The 18,439-nt window shown below is 70.6% G+C and carries 11 protein-coding genes; 4 read left to right on the top strand and 7 right to left on the bottom strand.

The genetic code is table 11. From position 1 onward, the window contains the following. Positions 1-12: 12 nt before the first annotated feature. Positions 13-1,005 (bottom strand): phosphatase PAP2 family protein, encoded by a 993-nt coding sequence (locus AB0B14_RS01795; RefSeq protein ID WP_357520646.1) that lies wholly within the window; start codon positions 1,003-1,005, stop codon positions 13-15. A gap of 251 nt (positions 1,006-1,256) precedes the next feature. Between AB0B14_RS01795 and AB0B14_RS01790 the strand changes: the two genes are divergently transcribed. Next, a complete protein-coding gene (locus AB0B14_RS01790; RefSeq protein WP_357063973.1) occupies positions 1,257-1,763 on the top strand; it encodes a winged helix-turn-helix domain-containing protein in 507 nt (168 codons plus the stop codon). Positions 1,764-1,834: 71 nt separating this feature from the next. Here AB0B14_RS01790 and AB0B14_RS01785 read toward each other — a convergent pair whose 3' ends face one another. After that, complete coding sequence (locus tag AB0B14_RS01785) at positions 1,835-6,202, bottom strand: S8 family serine peptidase (protein WP_357520644.1); 4,368 nt, start codon at positions 6,200-6,202, stop codon at positions 1,835-1,837. 283 nt (positions 6,203-6,485) lie between these two features. Here AB0B14_RS01785 and AB0B14_RS01780 point away from each other — a divergent pair, with 283 nt between their 5' ends. The 3 genes from AB0B14_RS01780 to AB0B14_RS01770 all read left to right on the top strand — a co-directional run bounded on the left by AB0B14_RS01780 (position 6,486) and on the right by AB0B14_RS01770 (position 10,618). Beyond that, positions 6,486-7,100 (top strand): winged helix-turn-helix domain-containing protein, encoded by a 615-nt coding sequence (locus tag AB0B14_RS01780; RefSeq protein ID WP_357520642.1) that lies wholly within the window; start codon positions 6,486-6,488, stop codon positions 7,098-7,100. A gap of 126 nt (positions 7,101-7,226) precedes the next feature. After that, positions 7,227-10,046 (top strand): BTAD domain-containing putative transcriptional regulator, encoded by a 2,820-nt coding sequence (locus tag AB0B14_RS01775; protein ID WP_357520641.1) that lies wholly within the window; start codon positions 7,227-7,229, stop codon positions 10,044-10,046. Between the two features lie 65 nt (positions 10,047-10,111). Beyond that, a complete protein-coding gene (locus AB0B14_RS01770; RefSeq protein ID WP_357520639.1) occupies positions 10,112-10,618 on the top strand; it encodes a VOC family protein in 507 nt (168 codons plus the stop codon). A gap of 119 nt (positions 10,619-10,737) precedes the next feature. On the opposite strand, the gene AB0B14_RS01765 is transcribed toward AB0B14_RS01770, so the two are convergent. From AB0B14_RS01765 to AB0B14_RS01745, 5 genes are all read right to left on the bottom strand, one after another. Further along, on the bottom strand, positions 10,738-12,006 hold the full coding sequence (locus AB0B14_RS01765) for an OFA family MFS transporter (RefSeq protein WP_357520637.1): 1,269 nt from the start codon (positions 12,004-12,006) through the stop codon (positions 10,738-10,740). A gap of 50 nt (positions 12,007-12,056) precedes the next feature. Further along, a complete protein-coding gene (gene nrfD / locus AB0B14_RS01760) occupies positions 12,057-13,133 on the bottom strand; it encodes an NrfD/PsrC family molybdoenzyme membrane anchor subunit (protein WP_357063989.1) in 1,077 nt (358 codons plus the stop codon). After that, positions 13,130-14,179: a 4Fe-4S dicluster domain-containing protein gene (locus AB0B14_RS01755; protein WP_357063992.1), complete on the bottom strand. Its 1,050-nt coding sequence runs from the start codon at positions 14,177-14,179 to the stop codon at positions 13,130-13,132. The genes nrfD and AB0B14_RS01755 overlap by 4 nt, the downstream gene beginning before the upstream one ends. A 3-nt stretch (positions 14,180-14,182) precedes the next feature. Beyond that, on the bottom strand, positions 14,183-17,458 hold the full coding sequence (gene fdh, locus AB0B14_RS01750; protein ID WP_357520635.1) for a formate dehydrogenase: 3,276 nt from the start codon (positions 17,456-17,458) through the stop codon (positions 14,183-14,185). A gap of 142 nt (positions 17,459-17,600) precedes the next feature. After that, positions 17,601-18,398 carry a PrsW family intramembrane metalloprotease gene (locus tag AB0B14_RS01745; RefSeq protein WP_357063999.1) on the bottom strand — a complete coding sequence of 266 codons (798 nt, stop codon included), beginning with the start codon at positions 18,396-18,398 and terminating at the stop codon, positions 17,601-17,603. Positions 18,399-18,439: the final 41 nt, after the last annotated feature.

Below are 18,439 nucleotides of genomic sequence, written 5' to 3'. Positions count from 1 at the left end.
TCAAGTATCCCATCATGAGATCTTTTGTGGTCCGGTCGATGACCGTGGCCACGTGCGGCGACCAGCGGGAAGCGGACCAGCGAAATCCGTCGACCGCACCAGGAACACCACCGAACCCACCAGGAACATCGTCGACGCGCCGGCCACCACGATGGCGACGAGCGCCCCGCGCCGCACCGACGTGGCCAGCTCGGGCACGACCACCACCAGCGCCCAGGCCAGCACGGCCAGGCCGACCGCCGCCCCGGCCAGGCCGCGCCACCGGCTGCCGCCGTCCGGTCGGCCGTCCGGTCGGCCGTCCGCGTCCCGGTCGCCCCGGGCCGCCAGCGCCGCCGCGGCCAGGCAGAACACCGTCACGCCCAGCAGTACGCCACCGAGCGCGTCACTGAACCGGTGCCAGCCCGCGATCATCGTGGCTGAGGCGATCACCGAGACACCCGCCGCGCCCGGCACCGCCAGCCACCGCCGGGCCCACCCGGGCAGGACCAGCATGAACGCCAGCAGCAGCGCCGTCGCCGCCGCGACGTGGCCGCTGGGGAAACTGTTGTGGGTGGTCGAACTCTCGATCTCAAGATCCGGGCGGGGCAGCGCGGACTTCACGGCGCCAGCCAGCACCACCGCGCACAGGACCAGGCCCACGCCGACGACGCCCGCCACCAGCCGCCGGCGGAGCACACCCACCAGCAGCACCGCGCCGAGCAGGGCGGCGAGGAGTGTCGGGCTGCCGAACGCGGCCAGTACGGTTCTGGCCGGACCCACCAGAGCGGTCCGCTGCTCGTACCCGCCGCCCCGCTCGGCGCGCGGCAGGAGCGCGCCGTCCCACCACTGGCCGGGGTACGTCCGCACGAAGACGACGGCGGTGAGCGTCAGGGCGAGCAGGCCGCACAGCGATGCCGCGAGCAGCCGGAGGCTCAGCGGCACGGCCGCGCGGGCGTGTGGCAGCGGTCGCGCCGGGTGCGGGCCGGGCGTCGACCGCCCGACGGGGTACGACGATCCGATGGACATGGCGCCCATGCTCGCCCCGCCAGGTCCGTACCACGTACACGGATTGTCTTGGTTCTGTCACAACCGACTTCGGACTGCCGCACGCCGCCGGACCTGCGCTGCGACGTGGTCAAATTCATTTGCTTGCATGCGACGATGTTTTACCTGGCCGAGACGAGTCGCCACTAGGGTCAGGACGCCGATCGATGTTGTCCTCGACGGTGCGAGAAATCCATCCGGAGTGAATTGGGGAACCGGAAGGGGTGGGGGGAATGCAGGGAATTCCAGTTGCCAGCCTGGTCATCGGCATCGCGTCGTCACCGGCCGAACGCCGACAGCTGGCCCGACTGCTCGGCGGAAGCGACGCCTTCCTGATCGTCTCGACAGTCGACCAGGCGCGGGAGTTTCTCGGGCTGGTCGACACGCCTCCCGGGGCGGCTCCCCCGGCCACCGCCAGCCGCGCCGAGGTCGCACCGAGCCCACAGCCGCCGCCACCGGACCTGGCCGTCGACTCCGACCGCCGGGTGCTGCGGTGGCGCGACCAGGAGATCGACCTGACCCGTCTGGAACACGACGTCCTGCTCTGCCTGGTGCACGCGCCCGGCCAGATCTGGACCTACGAGCGCCTGCACCTGGAGGTCTGGGGCAACCGGCACCTCGGCCGCAACTCCGACATGCACTCGGTGGTCCGCCGGGTGCGCGGCAAGCTGGCCCGGTTGAACGCCGCGGCGACGATCCACTCGGTCCGCGGGGTCGGCTTCCGGCTCGTCCCGGTCTGAGCCGGCGGACACGGTCCGGCCCGCCTGGTCGGTGACCAGGCGGGCCGGACGTCCTCGCTACCGCTGAGGTGTCAGCACTTGATCGGCGCCAACGCGAAGTTCTCCACGGTGGGAGTGGTGGAGTTGATCTTCGTCTGACGGGTCTGCGGCTTCCAGCCGTCCTTGGCGACGATCAACGTGAGCGGGTTGTTGCGGCGGTCCACCCAGTAGGCGTACTTGCCCTGCGCGTCGGTGGCGAAGGTCAACGACGACGCCCACGAGTCGACCTGGACGACCGCGCCGCTGAGCGGCGAGGTCGCACCCTGGCAACTGGTGCCGGTGACCGTACCCATGAGCTTGCCCCACGTCTTCGGAGGGTTCACGGTCATGGTCACCGCGACCGGCGCGACCGTGTACGGCGTGTTCTCCGCGATCGCGACAGCGCCGGAGTAGGTGCCCGGCTGGTCCACGTTCGCCGTCATCGTGACGGTGACCGTGACCTTCGCACCCGGCGCCAGGGTGGCCGCCGTCTTGTCGATGCTCAGCCAGCTGACGTCGGCGGCCGACTCGGCGCAGCCCTCGAAGCCCGGCAGCACCTCGCTGTCCGGAGCGGCGTTGAAGTTGCCGGACGAGCCACCGATCTTGTAGAAGCCGCACGCCGCCCCGCCGCGGTAACGCGGCGTGTTGGCGTTCGGCAGGTTGGACCAGGAGGCGGTGGCCGGGTCGAAGGCGAAGCCCGCGTTGCTGATGGCCCCACCCTGGGCGCCACCGACGACGAGAAGCTTGCCGTTGGCGACGGCGTACGAGCTGGCCCAGCTGTCGGCCGGCGCGTCGGCGACGGCCGTCCAGGTGTTGGCACCCGGGTCGTAGGCGTAGCTGGACTTCTGCGCGGCTGCCCCGTCGTTGCCGCCGGTGCAGTAGACGGTGCCGTCGATTCCGCCACAGGAGGCGAAGGCCACCGACTTCGGGTAGTTGGCCAGCGTCGCCCAGGTGTCGCTGGCCGGGTCGTACCGGACGACACTGTTCGACATCGGCGTGCAGCCGGCGGTGGTGCAGCCGCCGATGGCGTACAGCTTGCCGTCGACTACGGCCTGACCGGCCGCCGACCGCGGCGCCGGGTTGTCGGCCAGCTCGGTCCAGGTGTTGGCCCCCGGGTCGTACGACCAGGTGGCGGAGTCCGGACCGGCGTCACCCCAGCCACCGCTGACGATGATCTTGCCCTCCACGACGCCCGCCGTCACGGCGTTGCGGGCACCGGGAAGGTCGGCGATCGCCCCCCAGGTCTGGGCGACCGGGTCGTAGGCGTAGTTCTTCGCGGTGGAGGCGTTGCCGTCACCCCCGCCGAGCGAGTAGACCTTGCCGTCCAGGGTCACCACCCGGTTGTCCATGATGTTGGACGGGAAGTCGGCGATGTCGGTCCACGGCGCGGCCTGCGGGCCATCCGCGGCCGCGGCCGCCTTGGCCTCCTTGCCGGACGCCTTCGCGGCGAAGGACGTCGCGGCGGTGAGCCGCTGCGCCGGCGCGCCGGCGCCACCGAGCACCTGCTGCCTGGTGACAGTGGATCCGTCCGCCCGGAGGAGCTCGAATCCGTTGTCCCGCTCACTGAACTTGACCTCGACCGGCGCGCCGCCGGTGTTGGTCACCGTGAACGTCTTGCTGGCCTTGCCGCTGGGCATCTGGAGCGTGGCGCTCAGCTGCGTCGGCGTCACCGCCAACCGGCCGGCCGCGAGCTGGAAGTTCGCGACTGTCGCCCAGTCGGCCTCGACGTCGACCTGCTTGGTCTGGCTGACGTAGTTGCCGGCGGTCGCGGTGAACGGGTGCGTGCCGGTCAAGGTCGAGTAGATCCAGTAGAACCCGTCGGCCAACTCCGGGTCGTCCGGGGTCGCCACGGTGACGGCCTTCTCGGCGGGCCGGTCCTTGCTGGTGACTGTCGCGCCGTTGACGTAGCTGTTGTCGTTCTTGTCGCGGACGTTGCCGACGACCAGACCGCCGTCGACCGGCACGCAGGTGATCTGGCTGCCGATCAGGACGTTGTCGACCTCCCACCACCACTCGTACGAGGCGTCGTAGTAGTGGAACCGGACCTGCACCTGCGCCTGGCCGGCGGCCTGCGGGATCGGGATCTCGGTCACCTTCGGGCCCCGGACGTCGGTCTGCTGGCGGAGCACGTTGGTCCAGGTGGCGCCACCGTCGATGCTCAGATCGACGTCTGCGGTGTCGTCGTTGAGCTGGTTGAAGTCCTGGTTGAACCGGATGACCGGGGCGGTGACGTCGGCCAGGTCGACCACCGGGCTGACCAGGGAGGTGTCCTGGCTGCTGCCCGCGCCGTAGTCGTCGCTGTCGATCATCGCGAAGTTGCCGCTGCCGCCGGTCAGGTTGCCCCGGGCGCCGTCGTCGGTGAACTTCCAGACCTGACCGCTGCCCGCGTTGTCCACGACCGTCCAGCCGGCCGGCGTGGTGGTGCCGTCGAAGGTCTCGTACTCACCGTCGGAGCCGGTCGTGTAGCCGGGCGCGGTGGTGCAGGTGGTGGTGTCCACCGGCACGGCGACGTTGGCGGTGGCGTTGCCCGAGCCGACCACGACCTGCTTGGTGACGGTCTGGTAACCGGGGTACTGCACCTCGTACTTCAGGGTGTACGTCTGCCCGGCCGGCAGCTTGAGGCTGTAGCGGCCGTTCGACGGAGTGGTGTAGTCGTAGACGCCGGACACGCCCGTCACAGTCACCTTCGCGTACAACGGCCAGCCGTGGCCGGAGCCGTCGGTGACCGCTCCGGTGATGTTCACGCTCGGCACCGGCGCCAACGCGACGTCGAGCGTCGTGGTCGCGGCCTTGGTGACCGTCGCCGGCTTGGTGGTGCTGGCGTAACCGAACGCCGCCACGGCGACCTGGTAGTCACCGGTGGGGAGCTGCGTCGAGTATTTCCCGTCGGCACCGGTGGTCACCGCACGGTCGGTCGGGCCGGTGAGCGTCAGGGTCGCCCCGGCGATCGGCGCGCCGGTGGCCGCGTCGGTGACCGTGCCGGCCAGGGTGCCGATATCGCCGGTCGGGGCGGCGTCGAGCAACGCGAGGGCATCCAGCCGGCCTTCGCCGTAGACGTTGTTGTCGGCGGCGGTGCCACCGCACTGGCTGTCGGCCTTGTCGATCGCGGCACCGTTGAGCAGCGCACGTGTCGCGTCGACGTCACCGACGAGCGACGGGGCCGCCGAGTAGAGCAGCGCGATCGCGCCCGCGAGGTGCGGTGCGGCCATCGACGTGCCACTGGCGCTGCCGTAGGCGTTGCCGGGAATGCTGGACCGGACGTTCACGCCGGGGGCCGAGATGTTGGGCTTGATCTCGCCGTTCTGCCCGGCGCCCCGGGCGGAGAAGCCGGCGATGTTGTTGTTGACGTCGTATGCGCCGGCCGAGTAGTTGCTGGCGAGGCTGCCCGGCGAGCCGCTGGTCTGGCAGGCCGGTCCGCTGTTGCCGTTGGAGAAGACGCCGAAGATCCCGGACGCGGTCCAGGCGTCCGTCACGTCCTCCATGAACGGCTCGTTGGACGGGTTCCGGGTGCCCCACGAGTTGTTGATGACGTTCGGTCGCTTGCTCGCGTCCGGGTTCTGGCCGTTGAGGTCCAGCGGTTCGAGCATCCACTGACCGGACTCGACAAGGGCCGCGTCGGTGGGGCAGCAACCGTTCGCCGAGATCCACTTGGCCCCGGGGGCGACACCGATCTGGTTCGCACCGTCGGAGCCGGCCATCGTGCCCATCGTGTGCGTACCGTGGCCGTCGTCGTCGCAGGGCGCGGTCGCGCAGGCGCCGGTGGATTCGGCGGCGTTGAACCAGTTGTAGTTGTGGTCGAACGTCCCGTCGCCGTTGTTGCCCCGGTAGGAGTTCACCAGCGCCGGGTGGTCGAACTGCACCCCACTGTCGATGCTCGCGACGGTAATGCCCTCGCCCTTGACGCCGTACCCGGACCAGACGTCGTCGGCGTTGATGTTGGCGACGCCCCACTCCAGGGCGTTCACGGTCTTCTCGTCGGTGCCCTTGATCGTCTCAGGCAGCTTGTAGGCAACCGGTGGGTAGAGGCCCTCGACCTCCGCGTGACCGGCGAACTTCTGCGCCATCGCCAGCGAGCCGCTGCTCACCTTGATCGCGTTGGTGGCCCAGAAGGTCTGGTACTTCGCGCCGGAGCTGTCGAGGTCGGCCCGGATCTTGCCCTGGCTCGCCGCGGCGGTCTGCCGCAGCGCGTCCGCGACAGCCGTGCCGCGCTTGGACCAGTCCTTGATGGCGCTGGCCTTGCTCAGGTCCGCCCGGTCCTTGAACCGGATCCAGAAGTCCCCTTCACTCTTGGCCTGTAGTTGCTTGGCGAGCTCCGGTCGGATCTTGTCCCCTGCCGCCGTCGTGCCCGGCGCGGCCTGTGCGCCGGAACCGATGGTGGCCAAGCAGGTCGCGGCGAGGATCGTCGCCGCCCCGGCGCTCACCAGTGATCTGGCTGCGCGCCGCCATTGTGGACGTCTGAACATCGGTGCTGCCTCCCTCAGAACGACCCAGGGTGTCAATGGGCCATGGTGAGGGTGCGGGAGAATCATCTCGGCGGACCGAGCGATCGAACCCTCCATGCCTCCCCATGCACCGCGCGGGTCACGCTGGTTGCCCGACTGGACACTATGATCGAGAAGATCGGACGATCAAGAACTTGCCGTGAGCAACTTGTCGCTAAGAGCTTCCCTGCTGGCGGCGCGCTTGCCCATCATTGTCAGGAGCATGACGAGAGCTGGGCAGGGATGCCCTTCGATCCCGGGCGGTGCGGTGGCCGAGGACGACGAGGCGACGTGGAACAGTGGCGATTCGGCCGACGAGCCGTTCCCGCTGCTGATCGCGGTGACCTCGTCGCCGGCCGAGCGGATCCGGCTCGCCGAACGCCTCGCCGGCATCGCACCGCTGCTGCTGGTGGCCGACCTCGACGAGCTACGCCGACTGATCGCCGTGCCGCGGCAGCCGGGCACCACGTCGTCCGTGCCGCGGCAACCGGGCACCGCGTCGTCCGCGCCGACGCCCGCCACGACCAGCTCCGCCCTGGTGATCGACTCGACCCGATCCGTCGCCCGCTACCGCGATCGCGAGGTCGACCTCACCCGGCTGGAGCACGACCTGCTCATCTGCCTGACCACCGAGCCGGTGCGGGTCTGGAGCTACGCCGACCTGCACCGGTCGGTCTGGCGCGACGAGGGGCGAGAACGCAGGGCGGACGTGCAGTCCCTGGTGAAGCGGCTGCGGCGCAAGCTGCACGAGCTCGACACCGGGGCCAGCATCGAAGCGGTCCGAGGCGTCGGGCTGCGGTTGACCGATCGTCGGCATCCACGCGTCGAAAGAGCCTGACGCCTGCCTGATGTGGGCAGGAGCCGCGGCCATCTCGACGGGCCTGCGTGTCAACGGGCGCCACCCGCCCCCGCGTCAGTCAGATGGAGCACCAGACGAGAAGCATCGAGCCGAGGAGAGTCCGCTGTGGCCGTCGAGTTTGGTCTGCTCGGTGAGATCCAGGCCCACCTCGACGGCCGAGCACTGCCGCTCGGCGCCCTGCGCCAGCGAGCCGTGCTCGCCGCCCTGCTCACCGACGCCAACCAGCTCGTCTCCGTCGAGAGCCTCGTCGTGCGGGTGTGGGGGGAAGAGCCCCCCGACGGCGTACGGGACACGCTCTACAGCTACCTGTCCCGGCTACGTCAGGCGCTGACGGCCGCCCCCGGGGCGGAGATCGCCCGCCGGTCCGGCGGATACGTGCTCGCCGTGGACGAGCAGTCGGTGGACCTGCACCGCTTCCACTGCCTCGTCGACCAGGCCCGGTCGACAGGCGACCAGGATCGGGCGCTGACGCTGTTCGCGCGGGCGCTCGGTCTGTGGCGGGGCGAGGCGTTCGCCCGACTGGACAGCCCCTGGTTCAACGGCGTACGGGACGGGCTGGACCGGCAACGGCTGGAGGCCGAGTCGGACCACGCGGATCTGATGTTGCTGCTGGGCCGGCACCACGAGTTGCTGGCCGACCTGCCGGCGCGGGCCGCCGCGCGCCCGCTCGACGAGCGCATCGCCGGTCAGTTCATGCTCAGCCTTTACCGACGCGGCCGGCCGGCCGAGGCGCTGGAGCACTACGAGCGGATCCGGCTGCGGCTGGCCGACGAGCTGGGCGCGGACCCCAGTCCCCCGCTGCGGCACCTGCACCAGCGGATCCTGGCCGCCGACCCCACCCTGGCCGCGCCGGAGCAGGCGCACCGCCAGGCACCGTCGGTGGTCCCCCGTCAACTGCCGGCGCCACCGGGCCTGTTCACCGCCCGAGCCGAGGAGCTGGCGTACCTCACCGCGGCCGCCGCCGCGGGCGAACGGTCCGAGACGACAGTGGTGATCTCGGCGATCGGCGGATCGGGCGGGATCGGCAAGACGTCGCTGGCGCTGCGCTGGGCGCACACGCACATCGCCCGGTTCACCGACGGCCAGCTCTACGCGGACCTGCGCGGTTTCGGTCCGGGGTTCGGCCCGGTCTCGCCGAGCACCGTGATCCGCGGCTTCCTGGAAGCCCTCGGCGTCGCACCGAACGCGATACCCGTTGACCCGGACACGCAGGCCGCCCTGTACCGCAGCCTCGTGGCGGGACGACGGATGCTGATCGTGCTGGACAACGCCCGGGACGCCAACCAGGTCGTACCGCTGCTGCCCGGCAGCCCGACGTGCACGGTGCTGGTCACCAGCCGGCGCGAGCTCGCCGCCCTGACCGCCACCCACCGGGCCCGCCCGATCGCCCTCGACGTGCTGTCGCCGGACGAGAGCCGCGAACTGCTGATCGGGCACCTCGGCCCCGAGCGGGTCGGCGCGGAGGCCCCGGCCATCTCGACGCTCGTCGACCAGTGCGCCGGGTTGCCGCTCGCGCTGGGCATCGTCGCCGCCCGCGCCGCCGCCCGCCCTCAGCTGCCGCTGGCCACCCTGGCCCGCGAGCTGCAGGATGCCTCCGCCCGCCTCGACGCCCTCGACGCCGGTGAGCTGAACGTGAATCTGCGGGCGGTGTTCTCCTCGTCCTGCGCCGCGCTGCCACGCGAGGCGGCGACGGTGTTCGCCCTCCTCGGCCTGGTGCCGACCGACGACATCAGCCTCGCCGCCGTGGCGAGCCTGGTCGGCGGGCCGGCGAGCCGGGCCAGGGAGCTGCTGCGGCAGTTGGAGGCCACCTACCTGGTGCACCAGCACGTGCCGGGCCGCTTCCGGATGCACGACCTCGTCCGACTGCACGCCGCCGAGCAGGCCACCGAGACACTGGAGGCCGCGACGTGCGACGGGGCGCTGCGTCGTCTGGTCGACTTCTACCTGCACACCGCCTGCGCCGCCGACCGCCTGTTGGACCCGTGGCGACCGCCGATCACGATCGGCCGTCCGGCGCCGGGCTGCACCCCGGAGCGGCTGTGCGACGTGCCCGACTCGATGGCCTGGTTCGACCGGGAACATCCGCACCTGCTCAGCGTCCTGAAGGTCAGCGTGCGCCACGGGTGGCACCGGCAGGTGTGGCAGGTGGCCCGCGCGCTGGCGACCTTCCACGCGCGGCGAGGTCGCCTGCGCGACCAGCTGACGGTCTGGCAGGCCGGGGTCGCGGCCGCCGACGCCGAGGGTGACCCGGCCGTCCAGGCCATGGCCCACCGGTTCCTCGGGCAGGCCATCCACTGGCTGGGCGACATCGGGGCGACCGTCGCACGCTTCCAGGTCGCCATGGCGTACGCCGAGCAGGCGGGCGACCTCGCCGAGGGCGGCCGCATCGACTTCGCACTGGGCGTCACCTGGTCGGTGGAGGGTGACCACCACCTGTCGTTGACCCACAACCGGCTCGCTCTCGAAACGTTCCGGTCCCTGGGTGATCCGGTGGAGGAGGCGCGGAGCCTGAACGGTGTCGGCTGGGCCCTGGCCCACCTCGGGCGGTACGACGAGGCCCGCACCGCCTGCGAGGAGGCCGTCGAGTTGTACCGTCGGCACCGGCATCCGGACGCCGCGGCGGACGCCCTGCACAGCCTCGGCTACATCGACCACCAGACGAAGCGCCACGCCGAGTCGCTGGCCCACTACCAGCAGGCCCGCCAGGTGTACGCCGACGTGGGCAGCACGAGGGGCGAGGTCGACTGCCTGACCAGTCTGGGCGAGCTGTACACGAGCATGGACAAGCGGGCCGAGGCACAACAGGCGTGGCAGGAGGCGGTGGATCTGCTGCACGTGCAACGTCGCACCGAGGAGGCCGCGCTGCTCCGGGCGCGGATGTCGGTCCTTCCGGCGCCGGTCCGGCCGCATGAACCGGTCTCCTGAGGGGTACGACACGAAGATCAGCAACGGCAACGGCGACGAAGAACGCTGGTAAGGAGCGAGTCACCATGGCAGTCCCGAACCCCTCGTCGGTGTCCATCGGCCTCAGGTCGGCCGCGCACGTCGGGATCGCGGTGCGTGACCTCGACCGCTCGGTCGCGTTCTACCAGGCGCTCCTCGGTGCGGACCCGGTCGTCCGGGACGAGAGCATGCACGGTGCCGGGTTCGCGCAGTCGCAGGGACTGCCGACGACGAAGCTGCGGTACGCCACGTTCAACCTCGACAACCTCGGCATCGACCTGATCCAGTTCCAGGAGCCGGTCGGTGACGTCGCCCAGGTCGCGGCCAACCGGCCCGGCTCGATGCACCTGTGCTTCCAGGTCGACGACGTGCGCGCGGTGTTCGACCGGATGAGCGAGGCCGGGTTCGAGTTCCTCGGGCAGCCGTACACCTTCGCGGCGGGCGAGGTGAACCCGCCGGCCGCCGTCGGCACCGAGGTCGCGTACTTCAACGACCCCGACGGCACGAACCTGGAGATCATCGCCCCCAAGGGAGGCTTCGCCCGCAACAGCTGACCCCGGCCCCAGACCCCCAGCGGGGTCGATCATGGAGTTGTGGTGCCTGACTTGGCGGACACCGAGGAGTTTGTCCCCCACCACAACTCCATGATCGACGAGGTCGGGCGGGCGCCGCGTCAGCGCGACCGGGACGGTTCTGGGTCGGAGGGCATCCGGGTGATCGGCGGCAGGACCAGGGCGATCAGGGCGACGATCGCGATGACCGTGAACGGCAGGGTGTAGCTCTTGCCGCTCGCCTCGTAGAGCAGCGACGTGACAAGCGGGCCGACCACCCCTCCGATGCTCCAGGCCACGATCATCGCGCCGTAGATGGCACCGCCGTTGGGGGTGCCGAAGTAGTCGGCCGCGGTGGCGGGCATCGTCCCGAAACCGCCGCCGTACGCCAGGTAGACGAGTGCGGCCAGGACCGCGAAGAGCGCCAGCGACGCGGCGTGCGGCAGGATGAAGAAGCAGATCGCCTGGAGCAGGAGCATCCCGAGGAACGCCGGCATCCGCCCGGTGCGGTCGGACAACCACGCCCAGGCCACCCGCCCGGCCCCGTTGAACAGACCGAGCACGCCGACCAGGGTGGCGGCGGCCGCCGCACTGGCCCCGGTGATCACCTGGGCGGCGTCGGACGCCTGCGAGATCAGCGCGATGCCACAGGTGACGTTGAGCGCGAGGATGCCGGTGAGCAGGTACCACTGCCGGGTGCGCAGGGCCTCGCGCAGGGTGTAGACCCGGGTACCGGCGAGGGCTCGACCAGCGGTCTTCGGCGTGAACCCGGGCACCTGGTAGCCCGCCGGCGGGTTACGGAAGAACGACGCCCCGAGCAGGATCGCGATCAGGTACGCGACGCCCAGTGGGAAGAACACGTGGGTGGGGTCGTCGGTGCCGTTGAGCAGCCCCTTCGCCACCGGTGCGACGATCACCGCGCCGAAGCCGAACCCGGCGACCGCGATGCCGGTGATCAGGCCACGCCGGTCCGGGAACCACTTGGCGAGCATCGCGATGGGGGTGATGTAGGCGGCCCCCAAACCGATGCCGCCCAGCACGCCGTAGGTGAGCACCAGCAACCACAGGTCGTCCTCCGACGACGTGAGCGAGGCGAGCATGTTGCCGACCGCGTAGAGCACCCCACCGCCGAGCGCGACAGGTCGCGGGCCGCGCCGGTCCTGGATGCGTCCGCCGATCAGGCTGCCGATGAAGATCGTGCCGATCGCCACCTCGAACGGCAGCACGGCCTCCCACTTGGCCCAGCCGAACTCGTCCTGTAGCGGCTTGTTGAACACGCTCCACGCGTACACCGCGCCGAGCGCGAGTTGGACGAGCACCCCGGCGACAACGAGACCCCAGCGGCCCCGCGTCGGCGCGGATCTTCCCTTGTCGGTTGCGGTGTGTGCCATGAGCTGAGTCCCCCGTCTGCTGGCTCATTGGCTGGCGCCTGCTGGTCGAGTTACGTCCCCTTCTCGGCCGGCGACCGGCCCTCCCTGCGGTCGCGTCGCTCCCGTTGCGGCACGACCGTGTACTTCGGGTCGCGCGCCGACGCCATGCCCGCCTCGAAGACGCCGAAGCGGGTGGCGACCGACGACGCGACAAGTGCGGCGCCGGAGAGCGCGGACAGGACCCGGCTCCGCCGGCTGAACAACGCGGCGACGGTGCCCACGCCCAGCAGCACGTCTCCCGCCCGGACCAGACGGCCGCTGCGACCCTGCCGGTAGGGCTCACCGACCAGGCCCATCCGCTCCATCCGGCGACCGCCGAGATACTTGATGGTCGCCGCCACGACGGCGAGTCGTCGCAGCGGAGCGGTCTGGGCCGTGGGTACCGCGATAAGTCCGACCCCGGTGGCGGCGGCGAGCGCGCTGCCACCGAAGACGAACGGCATGAAGGGGTACGCCTCGTGCCAGGCAGGCACGGCGGTGTCGGACAGCAGCACGCCGGTGTACGTGGCGAGCGCCGGGGCGGTGACCGCCGAGGCCAGTCCGGCGACGTCGCCGACGGTCGGCGCCAGCCGGCGGGCGAGTCCGAGAAGACCATGCTCGGGGAGCCGGGGTGCCAGCTCGGCGATCGCGGCCACACCGGCGGCCGGGCCGAACGCGGTGAGGATCCAGGTGCCGACGGACATCGGCGAGGTCAGCTTGGCGACCCGGAGCATGTGGTGGAACCGCTCCGGCCGGCCGAGGTCGTGCACCAGCAGATACGCGCTGGCGGTGACGCCGCCGAGGGCCGTCCACCGCCCCACCCGACGCAGGGCGGGCCGCCCGGTCAGTTGGGCGCCCGCGCCGATCAGCGCGCCGCCGGCGGCCAGGCCCCCGGTGAACAGGTAACCGGCGATGTCGTGCTTCCACACCGGCGGTTTGAGGATCGGTCGGCCGTAGTAGGAGGCGAAGTCGGCCACCGGCACGGTCAGTTGCTCACCGTCGTGACCGCGCCCCCGGCCGCGCTGGCGCTGCCCGACGGCCTGGTCGAGACGGTCCTGGAACTCGCGGAACCGGGCGCCGGCCGGCTCGTTCGGGGGCGTGTCGGTCATGGCCGACCACCGGCGAAGGCGAACACGGTGGCGGCTGCCATGGTGAGGGCGGCGAGGCCGGCGCGTTTCCACATGGCCGGCAGGTCGCGGGTCGTCACCACCGGGTCGGGTGGCAGCCCGTACACCTCGGGCTCGTCCAACAGCAGGAAGAACGCCCCGTCACCGCCCACGCCATCATGCGGATCATGCCCGTACAACCGGGCCTCGGGGACCCCCCGATTGTGCAGCGTCTCGACCCGGGCGGCGGCCCGCTCCCGCAGCTCGTCGAGGGGCCCGTACTGGATCGACTCGGTCGGACACGCCTGCGCACACGCCGGCGTCATCCCCGCACCCAACCGGTCGTAGCACAACGTGCACTTCCACGCCCGACCGTCATCCTTACGCTGGTCGATCACCCCGTACGGACACGCCGAAATGCAGTAACCGCACCCGTTGCAGATGTCCTCCTGCACCACCACCGTGCCGAACTCCGTGCGGAACAACGAACCCGTCGGACACACATCCAGACACGCCGCATGCGTGCAGTGCTTACAGACGTCCGACATCATCAACCACCGGAAGTCGGTGCGCTCCTCGACGCCCGTGCCCCGACCCGGCGGCTGCGCACCCGGCATCCCCAGGAACTCCGGTGCGGTGCCGGCCGACATGCGGGCCGCCGCCGCGGGCGAGCCGGTGGGCAGACCCGGGTTCGTTCCGGTGTCGACGCTTGTCAGCGCACCGAGCGTCGCCGTCGCCGGGCTGACCGCCGGCCCGTCCGGGGTGTGCGCGAACGCCGGGGTCGCCAGGCCGGCCCGGCGGGGCTGCTCGACGAACGCGACGTGCCGCCACGAGTTCGCGGTCAACGCGCCGGTGTTGTCGTAGGACATGCCGAGCAGGTCCAGGCCGCTCTCCGGGACGAGGTTCCACTCCTTGCAGGCGACCTCGCAGGCCTTGCAGCCGATGCACACGCTGGTGTCGGTGAAGAACCCCATCCGCGGCGGCGCGTCCTCGTAACCGGCGTCTGGCGCCGGATCCAGTGGCCCGTACAGGGCGTTGGCGTGGGGCATGGGTCAGACCTCCTGGTCCGGGCCGCCGTCGGCGGAGTCGGTCGTGACCTGCGGCGGGTAGTGCGGGCTGAGATCCCCGGACCGCCGGCGGTAGTCGATGACGAGTTCCTGCAGCTTCAGCCCTCGGGGGCGGCGCCCCGGCCGGATGTCGCAGGTGCCGACCTTGCTCTCCTGGATCAGGACGTTCGGGTCCAGGCTGATGCCGAACAGGTCGTTGGCCGAGTCGCCGGTCACCAGACCCTCGAAACCGAAGTGGTACGGCAACCACACCTGGTGGATGATCCGACCGTCCACCCGCAGCGGCGTGAGCCGGTCGGTCACCAGCACCTTCGCCTCGATGGCCGCACGGGCGGTCACCAGGTGCGCCCAGCCCAGGTGGGTGAGCCCGCGTTCGACCGCCAACTCCGGCGACACCTCGACGAACATCTCCGGTTGCAGTTCGGCAAGCGTCCGCACGGTCCGGCTCATCCCGCCGGCGGTGTGGTGCTCGGTGAGCCGGCTGACCGTGAACACGTACGGGAAGACCTGACTGTGTGGTTCTGGTGGGCTCGGGTTGAGCGTGTTGATCGGGTGCGTGTAGACCTTGCGGGTCGGGTTGGCCTGCTGCCGGTAGAGCGGGTTGCGCACCGGCGACTCCACCGGCTCGTAGTGCGTCGGCAGCGGCCCGTCGAGCACGCCGGTCGGCGCGTACAGCCAGCCCTTCCCGTCGCCCTGGAGGATGAACGGGTCGTCGCCCGCGATGCCCGCCACGCCCGACGCGTCGCGCTCCGGCCGGTACGACGGCGGTTTGGTCTTCTCGAAGTCCGGCACGTCGTAGCCGGTCCACTCGGACTTCTCCGCGTCCCACCACACGTAGCGCTTGCGCTCACTCCACGGGTTGCCGTCCGGGTCGGCGGAGGCACGGTTGTAGAGGATCCGCCGGTTCGCCGGCCACGCCCACCCCCACTCCGGGGCCACCAGGGACTGTTCGGCGCCGGGTTTGCGGCGGGCGGCCTGGTTCACGCCGTCGGCGTACACCCCGGTGTAGATCCAGCAACCGCCGGCAGTCGAGCCGTCGGCCTTCATCTCGGTGAACGACGACAGCGGCCGGCCGGTCGCCACGTCGTACCCGTTGATCTCGTAGAGCACCGCCTCGGCGCTCGGCTCCGCGTGCGGACCGTGCGTGGGGTAGTGCCAGTTGAGGTCGAGCAGGGCGCGGTCGCGTGGCCGGGTCGACGACGCCAGCCGTTCCCGGACGATCCGCCCGAGATGGTAGAAGAACCACAGCTCGGAGCGGGCGTCGCCCGGCGGCTCAACGGCCTTCTCCCGCCACTGCAACAGCCGCTGCGTCTGGGTGAACGTGCCCTCCTTCTCCACGTGCGAGGCGGCCGGCAGGAAGAACACCTCCGTGCGGCACTCCCCCGTCACGATCTCGCCGGTCTCGATCTCCGGTGCGTTCTTCCAGAACGTGGCGCTCTCGATCTCGAACAGGTCCCGGACCACCAGCCAGTCCAGGTTGGCCATACCGAGCCGCTGCGCGCGGCCGTGCGCCGAGCCGACCGCCGGGTTCTGACCCAGCAGGAAGTACCCCTTGATCTTCCCGTCGATCATGTCGAGCACCTGCTGGTACGTGCCGTGATCACCGGTCATTCGCGGCAGGTAGCCGTAGCAGAAGTCATTCTCGGCGGTGGCGGCGTCACCCCAGTACGCCTTGAGCAGGTTGACCCCGTAGGTGCGGGCGTTGCCCCAGAAGCCCTTCTGCCCCGGGTGCGCGATGCTGTCCACCCACTTGGCCAGGGTCGGGTGGTTGGCGTGGTGCGGCATCGGCAGGTAGCCGGGCAGCAGGTTGAACAACGTCGGGATGTCGGTGGAGCCCTGGATGCTGGCGTGTCCCCGCAGGGCCATCACCCCGCCACCCGGGCGGCCCACGTTACCCAGCAGCAGTTGGATGATCGCGCCGGTGCGGATGTACTGCACACCCACGCTGTGCTGCGTCCACCCGACGGAGTAGACGAGCATGCCGGTGCGGTCCCGGCCGGAGTTCTCCGTCCACGCCCGGGCCAGTTCGAGGAACTTGTCCTGCGGGATGCCGCAGACCCGTTCCACCATCTCCGGCGTGTAGCGGGAGTAGTGCCGCTTGAGGATCTGGTAGACGCAGCGCGGGTCCTGCAACGTCTCGTCGCGTTCGGTCTGCCCGCCGACCGGTGCGCCGTGCGACTCGTTCTCCAGCCCGGCCGCGGTCTCCCGCTGCGTCTCGCTGTCGCGGGTCGTCTGGTTCTGCGAGTGGCCCTGGTACCGCCAACTGGCCTGGTCGTAGGTGGCGTTGTCGTCGTTGAAGCCGGAGAACAGGCCGTGCAGGTCCTCGGTGTCGGCGTACTCCTCGGTCACGATCGTCGCCGCGTTGGTGTAGGCCACGACGTACTCCCGGAAGTCCAGCTCGTTGTCCAGGATGTAGCGGATCACCCCGCCGAGCAGCGCGATGTCGGTGCCGGCCCGGATCGGCAGGTACGAGTCGGCAAGCGCGCTGGTGCGGGTGAAGCGGGGGTCGACGTGGAAGACCTTCGCGCCCTTGCGCTTGGCCTCCATCACCCACTGGAAGCCCACCGGGTGCGCCTCAGCCATGTTCGAGCCCTGGATGACGATCACGTCGGAGTTCGACAGATCCTGCTGGAACTGGGTGGCACCGCCACGACCGAAGCTGGTCCCCAGACCGGGGACGGTGGCGGAGTGTCAAATACGGGCCTGGTTCTCGATCTGGAGCGCCCCCATCGCGGTGAACAACTTCTTGATGAGGTAGTTCTCCTCGTTGTCCAGCGTCGCCCCACCCAGACTGGAAAAGCCAAGCGTCCGGTTCAGCGGTCGACCCTCGGCGTCGACGTCCTCCCAGGTCTCGTCCCGGGCGGCCAGGACCCGATCGGCGATCATGTGCATCGCCGTGTCGAGGTCGAGGTCCTCCCACTCGGTGCCGTACGGCCGCCGGTAGCGGACCGTGGTCTGCCGCAGCGGGCTGGTCACCAGGCTCCTGCTGGCCGAGCCCTTCGGGCAGAGCCGACCCCGCGAGATCGGGCTGTCCGGATCGCCCTCGATCTGGCTGACCTGGCCGTCCTTCACGAACACCCGCTGCCCACAACCGACGGCGCAGTACGGGCAGACGGACCGGGCCATCGAGTCGGCGGTGTCGGTGCGGGCGGTGAGCGCCCGGGACCCGTCGGACTCGGCCGCCGTACCCCGCCCGAGCGGGTCGGTGCCGGTGAGCTGGCGGTAGACCGGCCAGCCCTCGATCCAGGTCCGCACCCCCATCGCCGCACCTTCCCGACCAATCCCGCCAAATATGAACACTCTGACGTTAGATGAGGTGCCGGCCCGGTCGCAGCGGGATCACGAAGTCATGCCTCCCCCGGCCCTTCGTACGGGCCGGGGAAGGCATGGAGGACGGCGCAGGTCAGCTCGGTTGCAGCCGGCCCACGTGCTGGTCGCCGAAGGTCCGGTAGCGGCGCAGCTCCCAGAGCAGCCAGCCGATGCTGATGATCGCCAGCACGACGAAGACCAGGGAGCCGGAGAACGTGTCCCAGAGGGTGTGCAGGACGACGACACCCAGGAACGTGCCGAGGAACCCGAACAGCCGACCGACGCTCGGGCTCGCCAGCAACGCCCACAGCGCACCGGCGGTCAGCCCGGTCCAGGCGGTGTGACCGGCGGGCGCCGTCAGACCCCGGATGAAGAGCGTCTGCTCCACCGCGCCGATGTTGCCCTGCGAACTCAACAGCGCGCTGAAGGCGTAACCCATCGTCTCCAGTGCGGCGAAACCCATGCCGGCGGCGATGCCGATGATCAGCCCGTCGGAGGGCACCCGACGACGATGCTGGGCCACCACCGTGAACAGCAGCACCACCGGGACGATCAGCTTCGCCGACTCCTCGATCAGCGCCACGAACAGCATGGGCAGGGTGCCGAGGCCGCGCAGGGTGTCGTACTCCAGTGTGCCGGCGACCACCGTGCCGATCACCCCGCCGAAGAACGCCGACGTCACCAGCACCGACGCCGGCACCTGCCACCGCCCGGTGCGGGCCTGCGCGAACGTCAGGAACGTCAGCGGCACCAGCGTCGCCCCGAGCAGGATCAGCGCCGGAACGAAGTTCGGATTCTTGGTGCTGACCAGGGTACGCAGCACCGCCATGTAGAGGATCAGCCCGACGACGAGCACCCCGACCCACGCCCACCGGCGCCAATGATCACGCATACCGCGCAGTCTGGCGGATCCCGGTTACGAACACTAGCTCC

Source organism: Micromonospora sp. NPDC049171 (assembly GCF_040648275.1).
Taxonomy (GTDB): Bacteria; Actinomycetota; Actinomycetes; order Mycobacteriales; family Micromonosporaceae; genus Micromonospora.
The sequence above is the reverse complement of the archived record's forward strand: the minus strand, read 5'-3'. Positions and strand labels throughout refer to the sequence as shown.

Coding starts and splice junctions, on each gene's coding strand:
- AB0B14_RS01795 (WP_357520646.1), bottom strand. CDS start 1,005: ATGTCCATCGGATCGTCGTACCCCGTCGGGCGGTCGACGCCCGGCCCG.
- AB0B14_RS01790 (WP_357063973.1), top strand. CDS start 1,257: ATGCAGGGAATTCCAGTTGCCAGCCTGGTCATCGGCATCGCGTCGTCA.
- AB0B14_RS01780 (WP_357520642.1), top strand. CDS start 6,486: ATGACGAGAGCTGGGCAGGGATGCCCTTCGATCCCGGGCGGTGCGGTG.
- AB0B14_RS01770 (WP_357520639.1), top strand. CDS start 10,112: ATGGCAGTCCCGAACCCCTCGTCGGTGTCCATCGGCCTCAGGTCGGCC.
- AB0B14_RS01765 (WP_357520637.1), bottom strand. CDS start 12,006: ATGGCACACACCGCAACCGACAAGGGAAGATCCGCGCCGACGCGGGGC.
- nrfD (WP_357063989.1), bottom strand. CDS start 13,133: ATGACCGACACGCCCCCGAACGAGCCGGCCGGCGCCCGGTTCCGCGAG.
- AB0B14_RS01755 (WP_357063992.1), bottom strand. CDS start 14,179: ATGCCCCACGCCAACGCCCTGTACGGGCCACTGGATCCGGCGCCAGAC.
- AB0B14_RS01745 (WP_357063999.1), bottom strand. CDS start 18,398: ATGCGTGATCATTGGCGCCGGTGGGCGTGGGTCGGGGTGCTCGTCGTC.